Source organism: Sandaracinus amylolyticus (genome assembly GCF_000737325.1).
Lineage (GTDB): Bacteria > Myxococcota_A > Polyangia > Polyangiales > Sandaracinaceae > Sandaracinus > Sandaracinus amylolyticus.
The window spans coordinates 9,761,839-9,779,764 of the sequence record NZ_CP011125.1 but is presented as its reverse complement, the minus strand read 5'-3'; the positions used below and the strand labels follow the sequence as shown (position 1 = coordinate 9,779,764).

The 17,926-nt window shown below is 71.3% G+C and carries 18 protein-coding genes; 9 read left to right on the top strand and 9 right to left on the bottom strand.

Annotation, left to right across the window (positions count from 1 at the left end):
• Positions 1 to 54: 54 nt before the first annotated feature.
• From DB32_RS41370 to DB32_RS41345, 6 genes are all read right to left on the bottom strand, one after another.
• The gene (locus DB32_RS41370; RefSeq protein ID WP_053238174.1) at positions 55 to 1,608 is read right to left on the bottom strand and encodes a hypothetical protein; all 1,554 of its coding nucleotides are present in this window, start codon (positions 1,606 to 1,608) and stop codon (positions 55 to 57) included.
• Positions 1,609 to 1,639: 31 nt separating this feature from the next.
• On the bottom strand, positions 1,640 to 3,724 hold the full coding sequence (uvrB, locus tag DB32_RS41365; protein WP_053238173.1) for an excinuclease ABC subunit UvrB: 2,085 nt from the start codon (positions 3,722 to 3,724) through the stop codon (positions 1,640 to 1,642).
• A gap of 189 nt (positions 3,725 to 3,913) precedes the next feature.
• A complete protein-coding gene (locus DB32_RS41360) occupies positions 3,914 to 4,240 on the bottom strand; it encodes a hypothetical protein (RefSeq protein WP_053238172.1) in 327 nt (108 codons plus the stop codon).
• 139 nt (positions 4,241 to 4,379) lie between these two features.
• Complete coding sequence (locus DB32_RS41355; protein ID WP_157070301.1) at positions 4,380 to 4,655, bottom strand: hypothetical protein; 276 nt, start codon at positions 4,653 to 4,655, stop codon at positions 4,380 to 4,382.
• 244 nt (positions 4,656 to 4,899) lie between these two features.
• On the bottom strand, positions 4,900 to 5,823 hold the full coding sequence (gene cpaB / locus DB32_RS41350; RefSeq protein ID WP_053238170.1) for a Flp pilus assembly protein CpaB: 924 nt from the start codon (positions 5,821 to 5,823) through the stop codon (positions 4,900 to 4,902).
• Positions 5,824 to 5,871: 48 nt separating this feature from the next.
• A complete protein-coding gene (locus DB32_RS41345; RefSeq protein WP_157070299.1) occupies positions 5,872 to 6,405 on the bottom strand; it encodes a hypothetical protein in 534 nt (177 codons plus the stop codon).
• A 37-nt stretch (positions 6,406 to 6,442) separates the two neighbouring features.
• On the opposite strand from DB32_RS41345, the gene DB32_RS41340 reads away from it, so the two are divergent.
• The 4 genes from DB32_RS41340 to DB32_RS41325 all read left to right on the top strand — a co-directional run bounded on the left by DB32_RS41340 (position 6,443) and on the right by DB32_RS41325 (position 9,256).
• Positions 6,443 to 7,396 (top strand): hypothetical protein, encoded by a 954-nt coding sequence (locus tag DB32_RS41340; protein ID WP_053238168.1) that lies wholly within the window; start codon positions 6,443 to 6,445, stop codon positions 7,394 to 7,396.
• A gap of 66 nt (positions 7,397 to 7,462) precedes the next feature.
• A complete protein-coding gene (locus DB32_RS41335) occupies positions 7,463 to 7,915 on the top strand; it encodes a Fur family transcriptional regulator (protein WP_053238167.1) in 453 nt (150 codons plus the stop codon).
• 61 nt (positions 7,916 to 7,976) lie between these two features.
• Positions 7,977 to 8,558 (top strand): Maf family protein, encoded by a 582-nt coding sequence (locus DB32_RS41330; RefSeq protein ID WP_205627127.1) that lies wholly within the window; start codon positions 7,977 to 7,979, stop codon positions 8,556 to 8,558.
• Between the two features lie 86 nt (positions 8,559 to 8,644).
• Complete coding sequence (locus DB32_RS41325) at positions 8,645 to 9,256, top strand: TraR/DksA family transcriptional regulator (protein ID WP_053238165.1); 612 nt, start codon at positions 8,645 to 8,647, stop codon at positions 9,254 to 9,256.
• Positions 9,257 to 9,319: 63 nt separating this feature from the next.
• Here DB32_RS41325 and DB32_RS41320 read toward each other — a convergent pair whose 3' ends face one another.
• Positions 9,320 to 9,886, bottom strand: a complete 567-nt coding sequence (locus tag DB32_RS41320; protein ID WP_075098161.1) for a dienelactone hydrolase family protein — start codon at positions 9,884 to 9,886, stop codon at positions 9,320 to 9,322.
• A gap of 50 nt (positions 9,887 to 9,936) precedes the next feature.
• Between DB32_RS41320 and DB32_RS41315 the strand changes: the two genes are divergently transcribed.
• Both DB32_RS41315 and DB32_RS41310 read left to right on the top strand, forming a co-directional pair.
• The gene (locus tag DB32_RS41315; protein ID WP_053238163.1) at positions 9,937 to 10,620 is read left to right on the top strand and encodes a helix-turn-helix transcriptional regulator; all 684 of its coding nucleotides are present in this window, start codon (positions 9,937 to 9,939) and stop codon (positions 10,618 to 10,620) included.
• Between the two features lie 36 nt (positions 10,621 to 10,656).
• The gene (locus DB32_RS41310; protein WP_053238162.1) at positions 10,657 to 11,103 is read left to right on the top strand and encodes a hypothetical protein; all 447 of its coding nucleotides are present in this window, start codon (positions 10,657 to 10,659) and stop codon (positions 11,101 to 11,103) included.
• On the opposite strand, the gene DB32_RS41305 is transcribed toward DB32_RS41310, so the two are convergent.
• The gene (locus DB32_RS41305; RefSeq protein WP_169791722.1) at positions 11,104 to 11,769 is read right to left on the bottom strand and encodes a TIGR02265 family protein; all 666 of its coding nucleotides are present in this window, start codon (positions 11,767 to 11,769) and stop codon (positions 11,104 to 11,106) included.
• A gap of 10 nt (positions 11,770 to 11,779) precedes the next feature.
• Positions 11,780 to 13,411 (bottom strand): hydroxysqualene dehydroxylase, encoded by a 1,632-nt coding sequence (locus DB32_RS41300; protein WP_053238160.1) that lies wholly within the window; start codon positions 13,409 to 13,411, stop codon positions 11,780 to 11,782.
• A gap of 111 nt (positions 13,412 to 13,522) precedes the next feature.
• Between DB32_RS41300 and DB32_RS41295 the strand changes: the two genes are divergently transcribed.
• From DB32_RS41295 to DB32_RS41285, 3 genes are read left to right on the top strand one after another with little or no spacing between them, the layout of a single operon-like run.
• Positions 13,523 to 16,222, top strand: coding sequence for a TonB-dependent receptor domain-containing protein (locus tag DB32_RS41295; RefSeq protein WP_053238159.1), 2,700 nt, complete (start codon positions 13,523 to 13,525; stop codon positions 16,220 to 16,222).
• Entirely contained in the window at positions 16,219 to 16,950 is a 732-nt protein-coding gene (locus DB32_RS41290; protein ID WP_053238158.1) for a hypothetical protein, read from the top strand. The genes DB32_RS41295 and DB32_RS41290 overlap by 4 nt, the downstream gene beginning before the upstream one ends.
• Positions 16,947 to 17,897: a hypothetical protein gene (locus DB32_RS41285; protein ID WP_053238157.1), complete on the top strand. Its 951-nt coding sequence runs from the start codon at positions 16,947 to 16,949 to the stop codon at positions 17,895 to 17,897. Before DB32_RS41290 ends, DB32_RS41285 begins: the two co-directional genes overlap by 4 nt.
• Positions 17,898 to 17,926: the final 29 nt, after the last annotated feature.

Genomic DNA, 17,926 nt, shown 5'->3' with positions numbered 1-17,926 from the left:
CAGCCTAGCGACCGAGCCCGCGTCGCTCAAGGCTCGAGTCGCGCGCCTGATCCGTCAGGGCGTGCGCCCGACCATCCCGACGGTCGAGAGCCCGCTCGTCGTGTTCGGCACCACGGTGTACGTCCCGGTGCCGGTCGCGTTGTTGATCCGCACCCGGCCCGCGCCGCCGCCGCCGCCGCCGCCGTTCGTCGCGTTCGCTCCGGCGGTCGCCATCCCCGTCAGCGACGATCCCGCGCCGCCGCCGCCGCCCGCGCGGTCCGTCGCGCTGCCCGGCGCCGGCACCGTCAGCAGCGAGCCGTCCGCGCCGTTCGCCCCGTCGTCGCCACAGTTGTCGCAGCGCGCGCCCTGACCGCCGGCGCCGCCCGTCGCGACCACGCGGCCCGCCGCGACCGTGACCGTGACGGCCTCGAGCAGGATCGCACCGCCCGACCCGCCGCCGCCGCCCGCGCCGCTGTCGAAGACCCCGCCGCCGGTGTCCCCGCCGCGCCCGCCCTCGCCGGTCGCCTCGATTCCGCCACTCGCGGTGACGGTGATCGACGTCGCGCTCGTGAACTGGATCGCGCCGCCGCCGTGACCGCCGCGCCCGCCCGCGTCGTCGCCACCGCCGCCGCCGCCCGAGCCTCCGCGCAGCGGAACGAGATCTGCGTCGCCGTAGACGCTGCCCCCGTCGCCGCCGTCGGCCTCGGGCGAATCGCCGCCCCCGGCGCCGACGCTCGCGTGGCTTCCGCCGCCACCCCCGCCGTCGTCGTCGTTGCCGATGCCGCTGTCGGACTCGCCGCCTTCACCGCCGCCTGCACCGCTGCCGTTCGTCCCGCCGTTTCCGCCCGCCGCGCCGCCCGGGCCGGGCCCGAACGTCGACGCCCGCACCGTCACGAGCCCCTCGATGAGCACGTCGCCCGCGCTCACGAACACGAGCGATCGCGCGCCGGGATTGCCCGCGAGCACCGCGAGCGGCCGCACCCGGAGGCTGCCCACGACGAACACGCCGTAGCTCGCGCCGTCCGCGCCCGCGATCTGCGCGTAACGAATGCCGTTGTTCGTGCCGACGCCCGCGGTGCGCACGTTCCGCAGCACCGTCCCCGGGTTGTCTCCGTCGCGCGCCTCGATGAGCCCGCTGTCGCCGTGGACCAGCCAGAATTCGCCGTCGACGACGTCGAGGCTCGCCGTTCCGTCGGTGAACGCGACCATGCCCCCGACGTTGCTCGGGACCATCGCGCGACAGCTCGTGCCGGACGCGCTGCACCCGAGCGCGCACTCCGTCACCACCGGCGCGCCGCCGACGCACGTCGTCAGCTGTCCGCCGGCGCAGGTCGGCGGCCCGCTGCAGCCGGCGTCGGGCTGACCTGCGTCGCGTCCCGAGTCGATCCCCGCGTCGATCCCGGCGTCGTCGATGACGATCCCGCCGTCGAAGCCCGCGTCCTCGTCGACGACGCCGGTGTCCCCGGCGTCCTCGTCGATCGAGCTCGCGTCGATCCCGCCTCCGTCGCGCCCGCCGCCGTCGAGCTGTGTCGGTCCGTCCCCTTCGAAGCCCACTCGTTCGAGCGCGCATCCGGTCAGCCCGGCGAGCCCACACGCAGCGACGATGAAGAGAAGACAGCGGTACGTCACCGACCCAGGATCGGGGAACGGGCCGCGCGTTTCAACGTCCCCGCGCGCGTCCCCGATTGCCCGAACGGGCCGCCGCCCCGCGCGCCGGAGCCTTCTTCGCGCTCGACGCGCTCGCCGCCACCGGAGCGCCATCCATCTGCGACTCGAGCTTCTTGATCCGATCGCGCAGCTCCGCCGCCTTCTCGAACTCGAGCTGCTCCGCCGCGAGCAACATCTCGCTGCGCAGCTCCTCGATGCGCTCGGGCAGGCTCTTGCTCGTGTCCTCCGCGACGTCGCGCCCGCGCGGCACGCTCGACCAGTCGGCGCCGCCGCTCGAGGGGTCGAGATCGAGCACCGCGCGCTTCACGGTCTCCGGCGTGATCCCGTGCTCTTCGTTGTATTTCTGCTGGATCTCGCGGCGCCGGTTGGTCTCGTCCATCGCGTACTGCATCGCGTCGGTGACCCTGTCGGCGTACATGAGCACTTCGCCGCGGACGTTTCGCGCCGCGCGCCCGATCGTCTGGATCAGCGAGCGCGGCGAGCGCAGGAAGCCTTCCTTGTCGGCGTCGAGGATCGCGACGAGCGACACCTCGGGCAGATCGAGACCCTCTCGCAGCAGGTTGATCCCGACGAGCACGTCGAACTCGCCGCGCCTCAGATCGCGCAGGATCTCGACGCGCTCGAGCGTGTCGACGTCGCTGTGGAGATAACGAACGCGCACGCCGAGCTCCGAGTAGTACTCGGTCAGATCCTCGGCCATGCGCTTGGTCAGCGTGGTCACGAGCACGCGCTCGTCGCGCTCCACGCGCCCGCGGATCTCGCCGAGCAGATCGTCGACCTGGTTCGTCACCGGCCGGACGTGGATCACCGGATCGATCAGGCCCGTGGGGCGGATGATCTGCTCGACGACCTCGCCCTGCGTCTCCTCGAGCTCGTACTCGCCGGGCGTCGCGCTGACGAAGATCGTGTCGCCCGCGCGCTGCCAGAACTCGTCGAACTGCAGCGGTCGGTTGTCGAGCGCGCTCGGCAGACGGAACCCGTGATCGACGAGGATCTCCTTCCGCGCGCGATCGCCCCGGAACATCGCGGCGATCTGCGGGACCGTCTGGTGCGACTCGTCGAGCACCAGGAGGAAGTCCTGCGCGAAGTAGTCGATCAGCACCGGCGGCGGCTCGTCCTTCATCCGTCCGCTCAAGTGCCGCGAGTAGTTCTCGATGCCGTGGCAGAACCCGGTCTGCTCCATCATCTCGAGGTCGTAGAGCGTGCGCTGCTCGAGCCGCTGCTTCTCGACGAGCTTCATCTCGCTCGAGAGGTCCTCGAGCCGATCCTGCAGCTCGGTCTTGATCCCCTCGATGGCGCGCTTCCGCTGCTCTTCGGGCGTGACGTAGTGCGAGCCCGGGAAGATCGCGTAGCCGCTCAGCTCGCGGATCGGCTTGCCGCGCAGCGGATCGATCTCCTGGATGCGATCGATCTCGTCGCCCCAGAACTCGACGCGGATCGCCTTCGTCTCCTCGCTGACCGGGAAGATCTCGACCACGTCGCCGCGCACGCGGAACGTGCCTCGATGGAAGTCGACGTCGTTCCTCTCGTACTGCACGTCGACGAGGCGCCGCAGCAGCTCGTCGCGCCGGATCTGCTGGCCCTTCTCGATCCGGATCATCATCTCGACGTACGAGTCGCGCGAGCCGATGCCGTAGATGCACGAGACGCTCGCCACGATGATCACGTCGCGACGCGAGAGCAGCGCGCGGGTCGCGCTGTGCCGCATGCGATCGATCTTCTCGTTGATGATCGCGTCTTTCTCGATGTACGTGTCGCTCGACGGGACGTACGCCTCGGGCTGGTAGTAGTCGTAGTAGCTGACGAAGTACTCGACCGCGTTGTTCGGGAAGAGCTCGCGCATCTCGCCGTAGAGCTGCGCCGCGAGCGTCTTGTTCGGCGCCATGATCAGCGCGGGACGCTGCGTGCGCTGGATGACGTTCGCGATGGTGAACGTCTTTCCGCTGCCGGTGATCCCGAGCAGGCACTGACGCTTCGCACCTTGCTCGAGCCCGCGCACCAGCGCCTCGATGGCCGCCGGCTGATCGCCGCGCGGCTGCATGTGCGTCACGAGCTCGAAGCGATCGTCGTTGGTCATGCGAGCCGCAAAAACTAGAGCCCGGAGGCCATGACGGCCAGCCGGGCTCCAGTCTCACCTGTCAGCTTTCTGTCAGGTACGCGCGAACCGATCGCGGGATCCGATCGCGTCGCCCCCGCGGGTCCCTACCGTCCGCGCGCCTCGCGCGCTGCCGTCCGAGACCTGCGGGACGCGCACTCCAGTGAGGGATCAGCAGTGGCGGCCACGACCCGCGGGGTCGTTGGGATCGCTGTCGCTGCAGCTGCGGCGACCACGACCGCAACCGGCGCGATCGGCGTTGGGGCCGCCGTCGCTGTCGGTGACGCCGTTGCCGCGTCCACGGCCGCCGGGATCGGCGTTCGGGCCACGATCGCTGTCGGTGCACTGCGCTTCCGCCTGGCTCGGCGTCGTCGCGGCGATGATGCCTGCCGCGCCGAGCACGGCGCCTCCGAGCAGCGCGATGCTCGACCGGCGGCCCATCGGGCGCTCGGTCACCAGGTCCGCATCCTCCAGCGTCTTCTTCTTCTTCTCGCTCATGTCTCCCGTACCCTCCCGCGACGACGCGGTCCGCGGACGCCGCGGCCGGAGCATCGCACACCCGGGGAACCCCCCGGAAGCCCTGATCGACGCAGCCCGAACGGAGATGTTCATCGCTGCGGAACGACGACCCCGCCCTTCAGCATTGGCGACCGCGGCCCGCCGGGTCGTAGGGGTCCGCGTCGCTGCAGCTGCGACGACCGCGACCACGGCTCGCCGGGTCCGAGCGATCCCGATCGGTCAGCCCGGTCCGACGGCTGCAGCCCGCCGCGTCCTCGAGATCGCTGTCGCTCCACCCGGGGCAGCCGCGCCCGCGACCCGCGGCGTCGCTCGCGTCTCGATCCGTGACCTGCGCCTCGGCCGGGGTGATCGCGGTGCCGAGAACCGGAGCGCCCAGCACCGCAGCGCCGAGCATCGTCATGCTCGAGCGGCGCCCGATCGAGCGCTGGGTGATCAGCTCCTCGTCGCGGAGCGATCGCTTCTTCGCCGGCTCGTCGGAAATGGGACCCCTCCTCGGACGCGATGGTGGCGAGCCGACGTCTCGCGGTCACGAACGAGCGGGCCGGCGGCGCGTGTCGGACGGGAACCACGGAACGATATTCGTCGCGCCGGACGATTTCCTCCCGCGGACGGAGCGAGATCGTGCGCGTCGCCGACGATCAGGGCGTTGCGGGCGCGGGCGCAGCCGGGGCGGTCGGAGCGGTCGGAGCGGTCGGAGCGGTCGGGGCCGCGGGCTCGGTGCCCGGCGCGGTCGGTGCGCCCTCGGCGGGCGGAGGCGCGGGCGGCGCCGCCACTGCGATCGTGCGGCGGAGGAACCGCGCGCGTCGCGTCGCGTCGAGCACGTCGGCCGCGACGATGTCGGGGTGCTCGCCGCCGACCTGGATGTCGTTCGGGTTGCGCAGCAGCAGGCTCAGCCCGCCGCGCTGGCGCGCGATCGTGAGCAGCGCGCCCTGCTCGATCGTCACCTGCAGCGTGATGTTCGTCGCGCGGCCGAAGCGCACGTCGCGGGTGTCGCCGCGCGAGCCGCCGGTCGTCGGGGCCTCGACCGCCTCCCGGATCTCGAACTCCTGGCCCACCGCGAGCACCAGGATGTTCTCGAGCACGACGACCTGACGCCAGGTGTCGGGCAGCTCGCGGCTGCCGACCGTGAGCAGCACGTCCACGCGATCGCCGGGGCGCAGCAGCCCGCCGAACGTCGACGTCGGACGCGCCATGATCGTCACCGCGCGCTGGCCCGTCGGGACGGTGCCCGAGAGCGTGCGACGCGCGTCCGACATCGCGCTCAGATCGGTGCGCAGCACCGCCTCGCCGGCGTGCACGGACTGCGCGAGCGGAAGCCCGATCAGATCGCGCATCCCGTCGGCCCGGATGTGGCGCTCCTCGAGGTAGCTCTGCGGGACTTCCTTCGTGGTCAGCCACTCGGCGCGCACCGGCTGGCCCAGCTCGATGTCGATCGCTGCCGCGACCACCTCGATCGCCTGGCCACCGGCCTCCTCCGCGCGGAACTGGTCCTGGTACATCCAGAAGACCAGGACGCCCATCGCGAGGAGCGCCGCCGAGAGCATGAGGAGGGTGCGATTCATCCGAGATCCGAGATGGGTAGGTAGGCTCGTTCGCGCGTGGGTCGCTCGTCAACCCCTCGCAGCGACCGGCGCAGGGAGGAAGGCGCGCACCCGGTCCGCGGTCGTCGCGTGGGCGTAGCGGAGGACCGCGTCGAGCGCGCACTCGCCGGTCGCCAGCGCGTTGGCGTGGACCGCGGCAGCGGCTGCGCCCGGCGCTTCGCGGGGATCACGGATCGTCGCGAGCGTCGCGAGGGCCGCCGCCTGCGCGCTCTGGATCGCCGGGTCGCCCGGGATGGCGAACGCGGCCTCGAGCGCCGTGGGATCGGGCGCCTCGGCGCCGTCGCACCAAACGCGCGCGGCGGTGAGCGCATCGCGCGCGCTCGGATCGTCGACGGCCTCGAGCGCGAGCTCGGCGCACGCGCACGCCGCGCGCACCAGGGCGCGGCGATCGGTCGTCTCGAGCGTCGCGGCGATCGCGAGCAGCCAGTCGCCGCGCGGGCACGCGGTCCACGCCGCGCTCCAGTCGTCGCCGAAGGGCTCGGCCCACGCGACGACGTCGCGGTAGGCGCCACGTGCCTCGAGCCATCGCGCCAGCGTCGTCACGGCGCGCGCACGATAGCGCGCACACCGGCGCCGCGTCATGCTCGCGCCCCTCGTGATGCTCCGCGCCTTCGTTCTCTGCTCGCTCGTGCTGGCCGCGCCCTTGCTCGGCGCGTGCGATCAGGACGACGCCGAGGGCGAGAGCACGCTCGACGCGTGCAGCAACGGGCGCGACGACGACGACGACGATCTCGTCGACTGCGACGATCCGGCGTGCCGCGCGTACGTGTTCTGCCTGTCGAGCGACGCCGGCGCCGATGCCGGGCCCGTCGATGCGGCGCCGCTCCCGGACGGAGCGATCTGCGTACGACCGATCGACGTCGTGCTCAGCGTCGACGTGTCGAGCTCGATGGGCCCGACGCTCGCCGCGCTGCGTGACGCGTCGAGCGCGCTGATCGAGCGCCTCCAGGCGCTCGATCCCAGCGCGCGCGTCTCGCTCGTCGTGTTCGTCGACGACGCGCTCGCGGTCGAGGAGTGCGCGCCGCTCGACGTGAGCGCGCTGCAGGACCAGCTCGAGCTCTGGCGCGTGCGCTCCGAGGACAACCGCAGCCCGGTGAGCGAGACGTACAACACGGATTGCCCGGAGAATTCGCTCGACGCGCTCATGCTCGCGACGCGCGGTTGTCCGTGGCGCGCGGGCGCGGCGCGCCTCCTCGTGCACGTGACCGACGACACCTTCGCCGAGCGCCCGACCGTGCTCAGCGGTCCGTTCGGAGGCGGCATCGTCGTGCAGTCGACCTACGCCGAGGTCGGCGAGGCGATGGAGGACGCGAGCGTGCGGATGATCGCGCTCACCCGCACCGGCACGGGCGAGAGCTGCGGCGCGGGGCGCAGCCCCGACGTGGGCCAGGGGTTCCACACGCCGTATCGCGACGCGGTCGCGCTGCCCGAGCGCACCGGCGGCGCCGCGCTGCTGCTGCCGGACTTCGCCGCGGGCAACCTCGACCTCGTGGGCGTGATCGCCGACCAGGCGCAGCTCGCGTGCGAGCCGTGACGCGCGGTCGCACCTGCAACGGTGTTGCTGTTGCGTCAGCTCGGTCCGGGCTCTAGCCTCGACGTCGTGGCGACCGTCGCGACGAAAGCACCGCGCAAGAGCGGTGAGCTCAAGGCGCTCCTGCGTGATGCAGGCCTGCGCGCGACCGCGGCGCGCACCGCGGTGTTCCAGTGCCTGATCGACGCGGGCGGTCCGCTCTCGCACGCCGAGGTGTGCGATCGGCTCGCCGACGCGGGGTTCGATCGCGCGACGGTCTATCGCAACCTCGCCGATCTCACCGAGGCCGGGCTGGTGCGCCGCACCGACCTCGGCGATCACCTCTGGCGCTTCGAGCTCACGACGAAGGTCGAGCACCCGATCGACGAGGTCCACCCGCACTTCGTGTGCACCGGGTGCGGCACGGTCGCGTGTCTGCCCGAGGGCGCGGTGACGCTGAACCCGGTGAAGGGCGCGCCGAAGTCGTTCCGGAGCGGCACCGTCGAGGTCCAGGTCCGAGGCACCTGCAACGGCTGCGGCTGAGGCCCCTCCGAGCCCGGGCCCCCGTTGCATCGGGTCCCCTCCTATGCGACCTTCCGCGGCCATGCCTTCGGGGCGGCCCCTCGTGCTCGCATCGACGTCCGCTGCACGCCGCGCGCTGCTCGATCGTCTCCGCCTCCCCTACGAGGCCGTCGCGCCAGTGTGCGACGAGGACGCGATCGCGGGCCCCAGCGCGGCGGAGACCGCGCAGCTCCGAGCGCTCGCGAAGGCGGAGAGCGTGGCGCGCGTGCGCCCCGGTGCCGTGGTGATCGGCTCCGATCAGGTGGTCGAGCTCGACGGCGAGCTGCTCGGAAAGCCCGGGTCGCCCGAGCGCGCGGCGGCCCAGCTCGCGCGGCTCGCAGGGCGGGAGCACCGTCTCGTCACCGCGGTCGCGCTCGTGCAGGACGACGCGAGCGAGGTGCGCACGAGCGTTCATCGCATGGCCATGCGTCCTCTTGCTGGCGACGAGATCGGGCGTTACGTGGCGGCCGATGAGCCCAGCCACTGCGCTGGCAGCTACAAGGTCGAGAGCCTCGGGATCGCGCTGTTCGATCGCATCGAGGGAGACGACTGGACGGCGATCGTGGGGCTCCCGCTTCTCGCGGTGAGCTCGATGCTCCGCGGCGCGGGGTTCGCATTGCCGTAGGGGCCTTGCCCAGAGTTCTCGTGCTGCGGTCTCCCGCAGCACGACCGTGAACGAAGTGCGACCGTGATCGAGTAGAGGGGAATCCAATGGCGAAGGCACGCACGACCGAGAAGAGCGGAGCGAAGAAGACGGCCGCGACGACGACGACGAAGGCGAGCGCCTCCGAGCGTCCCGCCAAGCCGGCGGCGAAGCCGGCTGCCGCCGCTGCGCCTGCGGTCGAGAAGCCGGCGGCCAAGCCGGCCCCCGCGAAGACGGAGCGCTCGGCTGCGGGCACGATGTCGAACAACCAGCCGATCCCCGACGCCTCGCAGGTGCGCGCGCACCCCGACGCGAAGCTGAGCACGAAGGAGATCCAGAGCCTCTACCAGAAGCTCATCGACGAGCGGAACCGCGTGCTCAGCGGCTTCGATCGTCACGTGAGCGAGGCGCTGGAGGACGGCGACGTGCTCGCGGACGAGATCGACATCGCGCAGCGCTCGACCGACCAGGCGTGGCTCTTCCGCTTCGCCGACAAGGAGCGGAAGCTGCTCATCGAGATCGAGGCGGCGCTCGAGAAGATGCGCTCGGGCGAGTACGGGCTCTGCGAGGGCACCGACGAGCCGATCGGCTTCAAGCGCCTCGAGCTGCGCCCGTGGACGCGCTACTCGGTCGGCTACAAGGAGCTGCTCGAGCGCGAGAAGGCGCAGCACACGCGCTGAGCTCGCGATCGTGATCCCGAGAGAGCGCCGCACCCTCGCGAGAGGGGCGGCGCTCTTCGCGTTTCAGCGCTGCGCGAGGAAGCGCAGCGTCTCGCGCTCGGCGGCGCGCGCCGCGTCGGGCAGGTGCTCGGGCGAGCCCTCGTCGGTGAACAGGTGCTGTTCACCGATGTATCGATGCACTTCGATCGAGGGCACGCGCGCGGCGAGATCGTCGACCGCGCTCGGGTCGACCCACGGATCGCCGGTCGTGACGTGGATCTGGAGCGGCACCGACGCGGGCCACGCGTCGAGCTCGAGCGCTTCGATCGGCAGCGCGCCGTGGAGCAGCACCGCGCCGCGCGCGCCCGGTCGCGTGGCCGCGAGCAGCTGTGCCGCGCCGGTGCCCATCGAGAAGCCGACGTAGAGCGCGTCGCTCGGCACGTCCTCGACGGCCACGAGCGCGCGACGGATCAGCTCGCCGATGCCCAGCGCATCGCGCTTGGCCACGCCCTCCTCGAGCGTGTCGAAGACCTCTCCGTCGTAGAGGTCCGGCGTGGTGACGGTGTGGCCCGCGGCGCGCAATCGATCCGCGAAGCGCGTGATCGCAGGACGAAGACCGAGGGCAGAGTGGAAGACGACGACGTGGCTCATGACGCGCATCGTGGCGTGCGCGATGGCACCGTCATGTCACCGTTGTCGCCGTGAACCGCACGGATCGGCTCTACGCGCTCGCCGAAGAGCTCCGGCGGCAGGGTCGTAGCTCGACCTGGCTCGCGGAGCGCTTCGAGGTCTCGACGCGCACCATCAAGCGCGACATCGCCGCGCTCGTCGAAGCCGGCGTGCCGGTGATCGCCGACGAAGGGTGCGGAGGCGGCTATCGCCTCGCGCGCTCGGCGAGCCTGCCGCCGCTGACGTTCACCGCGGGCGAGGCCACTGCGATCGCGATCGCGCTCGCCGCCGAGCCGGGCGCGCCGTTCCGCGCCGAAGGCCGCGCCGCGCTCACCAAGGTGCTCGGGGCGATGACGCGCGAACAGTGCGCCGACGCGAAGGCGCTCGCCGCGCGCGTGTGGATGCGCTCGGGCGTCACGTCGGCGCGTGATCGCAGCGCGAAGGTGCTCGACGAGGCGCTGCGCCTGCGGCGCGTCGTGAACCTCGACTACGGCGACGACGACCAGGATCGCGCGGTCGAGCCGCTCGCGTTCGCGCGCACCCACGGGCACTGGTGGCTGCTCGCGTGGTGCAGGACCCGCGAGGCGGGCCGCTGGTTCCGGCTCGATCGCGTGCGCGCCGCGCGGCTGACGCGCGAGAGCGCGACGACGGATCGCCCGCTCGATCGCGTGTTCGGCGATCCACCTCCCGATGCGGCCCCGGTGCGTCTCGAGTGATCGTCGCGTATCGTCGGCGCCCTGGAGGCCTACGACATGTCGATCTTCTCGAGCTCCGTCCTTCGACGCGCCGCGCTCTTCGTCTCGATCCTCGCGGCCGGCTGCGGCGGAGGCTCGTCGAGCGAGCCCGCGCAGCAAGAGCAGACAGAGACCGCGGGCAGCGAGGCGGAGTCGATGACGCTCGACGAGTTCGTCGCCGAGCTCGCGCGCCAGGCGACCGCGCCGCTCTGCAACGCCGACGACGCGCCGCTGCGCCAGTGCTTCATGGTCGACGAGTCCGAGTGCGCGCAGCTCTTCTCGCTCGCGATGACCGAGTGCGCCAACCAGCGCCGCAGCGAGCTGCCCGCGACGGTCGACGCGTCGAACGCCGACGCGACCGCGACGTCGATCTCGCAGTGCGCGGGCACGTCGTACCGCGTCGGGCTCGAGCAGAACGGGCGCGTCCGCGCCGAGTGCCAGCAGCAGCAGCAGCCGGCGGAGTGATCACCACTCGACGTCGAAGGTGCAGCGCAGCTTCGCGCCTTCGATCGTCGCCGAGCGCACGGTGATGCGAGGAATCGGCGCATCGTGCGAGCGCATCGTGCCGATCACGATGCCCTTGAACACGCTCGGGTACATCGGGACGGGCTCGGCCAGCGCGCGCCACACCGCGCTGCTCGGGCCCGTGATCTCGAGCGCGTGTTGGTTGCCCTGCACCGAGAGCGTGTACGCCTCGACGAGCCGCCCGAGGATGCCCGCGGGATCGCTGCCCATCAGCACCGACATCGTGCGGCCCACGATGCTCTCGCGGAACACCGGGTAGAACGTCTCCGCGATCGCCTGCATCGCGTCGGGCAGCGGACGACCCGGGTGCAGCAGCGGCGCCGCGTAGAAGAAGAGCTTGTAGAAGTCGCGGTGCGCGTAGAGCGTGAACGAGTGCGTCGTGCGCGGGATCTCCGCCTCGGCGACGATGCGCGTCGCCGCGCTCGGACCGACATGCGCGCGCAGTGCCTTCACGAGCCCGTCGAAGAACATGCCGCGCGACTGGATGTCGCTCGGGAAGTCGAGCAGCGCCTTCACGATGATCGCGCGATCGCTCGGCGCGACCTCGATGCGCCGCGCGAACGCCTCCACGTCGCTCTGCGAGACCGCGCCTCGGCCCCAGGTCATCGTCATCGGGTCACCCGCATCGGTGGAAGAGGTTCGGTCGACCCTGCCGATATCGCCACTGATCGACGACCTTGAAAGGCACGAAGCACGCGGGCTCTTCGAGCGGCCACACGCCGCAGCGCGGCCCCGGCGACGCGATCGCGTCGAGCACGTGGTTCGTCGCGCGACGCGCCGCTTCGTTCGCGGCCTCCATCGTCGCGAGATCGGTGTGCGTGCGGACGTAGTCGGACGCGAGGAAGAGGTTCGGGATGCGCGTCTTCGACTCGGGGCGATCGCGCCACGAGTCGATCGTGTTCACGAGCAGCGGCTCGAGGTTCTCGACCGTGTTCGGGTTGGGCCAGACGATCGAGTCGTCGAGGAACCACGAGCGCATCGACCCCGACAGGCGGCTCGCCACCTCGGGGCTGAACGAGCGCAGCACCTGCGCCCACACCTCGTCCTTGACCTCGTCCTTCGTCGCGAGCTCCTTCGCGGGCTTGTGGAAGAGGATGCCGGGCGTCTCCCAGTCCGACACGTCGACCGAGAGCACGCCGCGGATCGTTCCGTCGCCGTAGCCCGAGAGCGATCGCCGCCAGAACTGCGCCTGCGAGATCGACGTGAGCGCCCACGGCGAGTCCGCGTAGATCGTGTGTCCGTGCACGAGCGGCACGTCGTCCGCGAGGAAGAACTGGATGCCGTTCATCCACTCGGTCTGGAGGCGCCGCAGGAGATCGAGCCCGGGATCGAGCGCGATCATCGCGGGCGTGAGCAGCGCGACCATGCGCTCCACCGGCAGGCACGAGACGTAGTAGTCGCCGGTCGTGGTGAACGTCGTGCCGTCGCTCTTCTCGATCGTGACGCTCGAGATCCCGCCGCCCGCGACGTCGATGCCGACGACCTCGTGCTCGGTGTGATAAGCGACCCCGAGCGACGCGAGGTGCGCGCGCCACGGCTCGAGCCAGACCTCGCTCGTCGGGCCGCTGAGCAGGCGGTCGAGCGTGCCCTCGGGCTCGAGCAGATCGAGCAGCAGCTGGATCAGGATCGTCCCGACGGTGCGGGTGCTGCCCTCCTCGGCGCGCATCGCGACGAGCGATCGCGTCAGGCCGATCACGAGGTACGTGCGGTACGGCAGCGACATGCGCGCGGCCTGGGTGAAGTCCCACCACGCGACCTTCTCGAGCTCGCCGAGGCGTCGCTCGTCGCAGCTCGTGAGGAGCTCGAGGATGCGGATCGCGAAGAAGATCGCCTCGCGCGGAGGGATGCCGAGGCGCGCCTCGAGGATCGCGCGGACGGCCTCGTACCACTCGTCGAGCGAGCGCGGGAAGCGCGCGACGAGCACCGGATCGTCGCCGTGATCGCGCGCGATCTGGAAGCGCGTGGCCTGTACGAGGTTGTCGGCGACGCCGTTCACGTTCCCGGGGAACGGGATGCGCCGCATCGTGTCGGGCAGATGGCGATAGAAGCCCGGGAAGAAACGGAAGCCGTGCTCGCCTGGCAAGTCGTGGCGCCCGCCGGTGCCCGAGCCGGGGACCCAGATGCTCCGCGCCTTGCCGCCGGCGATCGCGCGCATCTCGTGCACTTCGACGTCGAGACCGCGCTCGGCGAGCTCGTGCGCTGCGCTCATCCCCGCGACCCCGCCGCCCAGGATCACGACCTTCGTCATCCGCGGTTTTTCGCCTCGAACGGGGTCGCCGCGCAAGGGCCGCTGACGAGATCGTGATGGAGATGCAATCGAGTTGCGAAAGGAACCTGCTTGCGATAGACCCACCGCGCTTTGGGGTTCCGAGCGAGAGAAGTCGGCGCGATCGCGCTCGCCATCGGCTTAGGGTGGGCGACGGCGCTGACGGGCGTCACGGCGCGCGCGCAGGACGGCGGTGACGTCGACGGGGGCGTGCAGCCACCGCCCGATGCTGGGCCGGTCGACGAGGCGCCGCCCGTCGGCGAGGCGCCGCCCGTCGACGAGGCGCCGCCCGCGGAAGAGGCGCCGGCCCAGCCGGCGACGCCGCCGCGGCTGATCTCGTCGCCCGATCCCCACTATCCCGAGTCGCACGCGACGATCGGCATCGAGCCGACCGTGCACCTGCACGTCACGGTCGAGATCGACGGGACGGTGAGCGACGTGCACGTCGAGCACCCCGGCGATCCCGAGTTCGATCAGGCCGCGATCGATGCGGTCACGTCGTGGCGCTTCGAGCCCGCGCGGCGCGGCGACACCGCGGTGCGCAGCCGCACGCGCCTCGCCGTGCGCTTCCACGCGCCGGATCCCGCGACGCGCGTCGCGGAGCCCGATCCCCACGCCGGCGATCCCCACGGCCACGAGCACGACGAGCATCATCCGCCCGAGCCCACGCCCGAGCCCGTCGAGGAGCCCGAGGTCGCGCCGCCGCACTTCGAGGCGCGCGCGGTGAGCGATCCGCTCGAGGAGTCGCGCCGTCCGCGCGCCTCGAGCCAGTACCGCATCGGGCGCGAGGTGCTCGAGGCCGCGCCGCACCGCGATGGCGCGGACATGCTCAACACCGCGCCCGGCGTGTACGTCGCGCGCCCCGAGGGCGACGCGGTCGCGCAGCAGATCTTCCTGCGAGGGTTCGACGCGGAGCACGGCCAGGACATCGAGCTCACGATGGGCGGTGTCCCGCTCAACCTGCCGTCTCACATCCACGGGCAGGGTTATGCGGACCTCGGGTTCGTGATCCCCGAGGTCGTGCGTTCGCTGCGCGTGACCGAGGGCGTCTACGATCCTCGTCAGGGCGACTTCGCGACCGCGGGATCGATCGACTTCGATCTCGGTGTCGCGCGGCGTGGCATTCAATTCCGCACGAGCTATGGCTCGTTCGACACGTTCCGCGCGCTGATCCTCTGGGCGCCCGAGGGCGAGCGCGAGGAGACGTTCGGCGCGGCGCAATATCGACGCACCAGCGGCTTCGGTCGCAATCGAGCGGGGCAGTCGGGCGGCGCGCTCGCGCAGGTGGTGTTCGGCGAAGGCGCGATCCGCGGGCGCGTGCACGGCTCGATCTGGGCCGCGCGTACGGCGATCGCGGGGATCTTGCGGCGCGACGACGTCGCGCAGGGTGACGTCGGTTTCCTCGGCGTCTACGACGATCCGAGCGCGCTCGCGCAGTCGGGGCTCGCGGCGCGCGCCCACCTCGCGGGCTCGATCGAGATGCGCGGAGAGCGCGGATCGTTCGGAGAGCTCGGCGCGTGGCTGCAGTGGCACGACTTCCGACTGCAGGCGAACTACACCGGATACACCGAACGATCGGAATTCGAGCCCGAGTGGGTCGGTCGCGGCGATCTGATCGAGCAGCGCAACGAGGTGCTCGCGCTCGGGCTGCGCGGTCGATATCGCTCTCCGCTCTATCAGCCGTTCGAGTGGGCGCGTGGGTTCGTCGAGGTCGGGCTCACCGGGCGCATCGACTCGATCGGTCAGCAGCAGAACCTGATCGAAGCGCCGCAGAACCAGACGTGGGATCGCCGCGTCGACGCGAGTGTTCGCGCGCTCGACGTCGGCGGGTACTTCGATCTCGACTGGTGCATCACCGACTACGTGCACCTGCGCGGCGGCGCGCGCGCCGACGTGCTCTTCTACGACGTCGACGATCGCCTGGGGAACTTCATCCCGGCGTTCCGTCGCGAGACGTACATCATCGGGTTCCGTCGCAGCGCGCTCGGCGTCGCCGCGGGCCCGCGCGCCGCGATCGAGGTGACGCCGCTCGGCGTGGATCACGATCTCGTGCTCTCGATCGCGTACGGCGAGGGCTATCGCTCGCCGCAGGCGAGGCAGCTGCAGGACGGCGAGGGCGCGCCGTTCGCGAAGGTGCGCTCGGGTGATGTCGGCGCGCGCGTGGTGCTCGGCGATCACGATCAGGTGCGCATCCACGCGTCGGGCTACCTGACGAACGTGAGCGACGACACCGCGTTCGATCCGCGCGAAGGGCGGCTCGAGCGGCTCGGACCGACCACGCGCATCGGTGGTGCGCTCTGGGTCGAGGCGCGTCCCTGGTCGTTCCTCACGAGCGCGCTCTCGGTGACGTACGTGCACGCGACGCTCGACGCGCCGCCGCCTCCGTCGATCGAAGATCCGGCGCCTCCGTACGAACAGGGCCAGTCGCTGCCCTACGTGCCGCCGGTGGTGGTGCGCGCCGATCTCTCGGTCGGAGATCGGTTGTTCGACATCGACGGGATTCCGCTGTCCGGCAGAGTCGGTCTCGGTTTCTCGTTCTTGTCGCCGCGCCCGCTGCCCTATGGACAGGAGGCGGACGCGATCGGGCTCCTCGATGCATCGGTGTCGGTGCGATGGAGCGCGCTCGATCTGAGCGTCGAAGTGCTCAATCTGACCGACTCGCGATACGCGTCGGTCGAGTACTCGTATGCGTCGAATTGGGATCGCGACTCGGTCGCGTCGCGCATTCCGGCGCGTCATTTCGCGGCCGGCGCGCCGCTGACGGTCAACGTCGTGCTCGGAGTGACGCTGTGACGCGCGGGTGGATCGCCGCGGCGATGATCGCCGCGCTCGCGGGATGTGCCGAGACCGGGCGCGAGTACGTCGAAGTGCCGCTCTTCGTGGCGGGCGGTGAGCCGTCGTTCTCGTCGGACGGCTGGACGCTGACGCTGACGCGCGCGGACGTGGCGTTCGGGCCGCTCTATCTGTGCACGACGGAGAGCGCGTCTCCCGAGCACTGCGAGTCGGCGATCCTCGAGCTCACCTCGGCGGTCACGATCGACGGTGTCGATCCCTCGCCGCAGTCGGTCGGGACCGCGTTCGGGATCACCGGCACCGCGCGCTCGGCGATGTGGGACTACGGGATCTCGTGGCTCCCGACCCAGACGCGCGCGCGCCCGCTCGAGGGCGCCGTCGATGGCGAGCACTCGGCGCGCTTCGTCGCGCAGGTCACGCACGAGGACGGACGCGCGTTCGAGGTTCGCGCGGATCTCGCGATCGCGCCCAGCACGCGCGGCGTGATCGTAGTGCGAGGCCGGCGCGTCGAGGAGCACGAGATCACGTCGAGCGACGACGCGCTGACGGTGCGCGTCGATCCGATCGCGTGGTGGCAGCGGCTCGATCTCGATCGGCTCGCGGCGCGCGCCGCGGACGGCGAGGACCCGGTGGTCCTCACGCCGGAGGACGATGCGGACTACGACGCGCTCGTGCTCGCGATGACCGCGGGCGAGCTGCCTGCGCTCTCGTGGGGAGCGCCCGAATGACGAAAGGACTCTCGATGATGCGTGCGCGGATGCTCTTCACCCTCTCGGCGCTGGCGGGGCTCGCGGCGTGCGGCGAGGACGGGACCTCGACGGGATCGCTCCAGGTGCAGCTGGAGGCCGAAGAGACGATCACCGAGGGAATTCCCGCGGGCGAGGGCGACGACGCGATCGTCGACGGCTGGAGCGTGACCTTCGACAAGTACGTCGTGGCGATCGGCGACGTCGAGGTCGAGGGCGGCGGCGACGGGCACTTCCACGCGCACGACGCGGTGGTCGTCGATCTCGCGCAGGTGCCCGAGGGCGGCTTTCCGCTCGCGACGTTCGAGGACATGCCGACGGGGCTGTGGCCCGAGGTGTTCTATTCGACGCCGGCGGTCACGGCCGAGGCGACGCGCGATGCATCGGTGTCGCAGGCGGACTTCGACCGCATGGTCGCGGGCGGGTGCACGTACCTGATCGTCGGCACGATCACGAGCCCGAGCGGTGAGCGCTGCATCGGCGGCGACGACACGATGTGCACGAGCGCGACCGAGATCGACTTCGATCTCTGCGTGCCCGCGCCGACCGTGTTCGGCCCGTGCGAGAGCGACACCGGCATCGAAGGTGTGGTGGTGGCCGAGGGCACGACGACGGCCGTGAACTTCACGATCCACGGCGATCACCTGTTCTTCAACGGGTTCCCGATGGGCGCCGAGGCGGTGATCGAGCGTCGCGCCCAGTGGCTCGCGAACGCCGACATCGACGCGGACGGCACCGTGACCCAGAGCGATCTCGAGAGCATCGGCGCGAGCGATCTCGGCCAGCTCCTCGCGGGCTACGAGCTCGGCGGCGCGCCGATCACGCTGAACGACGCGTGGGACTACGTCGTCGCGCAGCTGAAGACCCAGGGCCACTTCCAAGGCGAAGGCGAGTGCCCCTGGGACGGCATGGGCCACGAGCACGAGTGACGCCCGGATCGAGCTCACCACAGAGGGCC

What these genes read in the sequence shown, in the direction of transcription:
- uvrB (WP_053238173.1), bottom strand. Translation starts at nt 3,724, where the DNA reads ATGACCAACGACGATCGCTTCGAGCTCGTGACGCACATGCAGCCGCGC.
- DB32_RS41360 (WP_053238172.1), bottom strand. Translation starts at nt 4,240, where the DNA reads ATGAGCGAGAAGAAGAAGAAGACGCTGGAGGATGCGGACCTGGTGACC.
- DB32_RS41355 (WP_157070301.1), bottom strand. Translation starts at nt 4,655, where the DNA reads ATGCTCGGCGCTGCGGTGCTGGGCGCTCCGGTTCTCGGCACCGCGATC.
- cpaB (WP_053238170.1), bottom strand. Translation starts at nt 5,823, where the DNA reads ATGAATCGCACCCTCCTCATGCTCTCGGCGGCGCTCCTCGCGATGGGC.
- DB32_RS41340 (WP_053238168.1), top strand. Translation starts at nt 6,443, where the DNA reads ATGCTCGCGCCCCTCGTGATGCTCCGCGCCTTCGTTCTCTGCTCGCTC.
- DB32_RS41330 (WP_205627127.1), top strand. Translation starts at nt 7,977, where the DNA reads ATGCCTTCGGGGCGGCCCCTCGTGCTCGCATCGACGTCCGCTGCACGC.
- DB32_RS41325 (WP_053238165.1), top strand. Translation starts at nt 8,645, where the DNA reads ATGGCGAAGGCACGCACGACCGAGAAGAGCGGAGCGAAGAAGACGGCC.
- DB32_RS41320 (WP_075098161.1), bottom strand. Translation starts at nt 9,886, where the DNA reads ATGAGCCACGTCGTCGTCTTCCACTCTGCCCTCGGTCTTCGTCCTGCG.
- DB32_RS41310 (WP_053238162.1), top strand. Translation starts at nt 10,657, where the DNA reads ATGTCGATCTTCTCGAGCTCCGTCCTTCGACGCGCCGCGCTCTTCGTC.
- DB32_RS41305 (WP_169791722.1), bottom strand. Translation starts at nt 11,769, where the DNA reads ATGACCTGGGGCCGAGGCGCGGTCTCGCAGAGCGACGTGGAGGCGTTC.
- DB32_RS41300 (WP_053238160.1), bottom strand. Translation starts at nt 13,411, where the DNA reads ATGACGAAGGTCGTGATCCTGGGCGGCGGGGTCGCGGGGATGAGCGCA.
- DB32_RS41285 (WP_053238157.1), top strand. Translation starts at nt 16,947, where the DNA reads ATGACGAAAGGACTCTCGATGATGCGTGCGCGGATGCTCTTCACCCTC.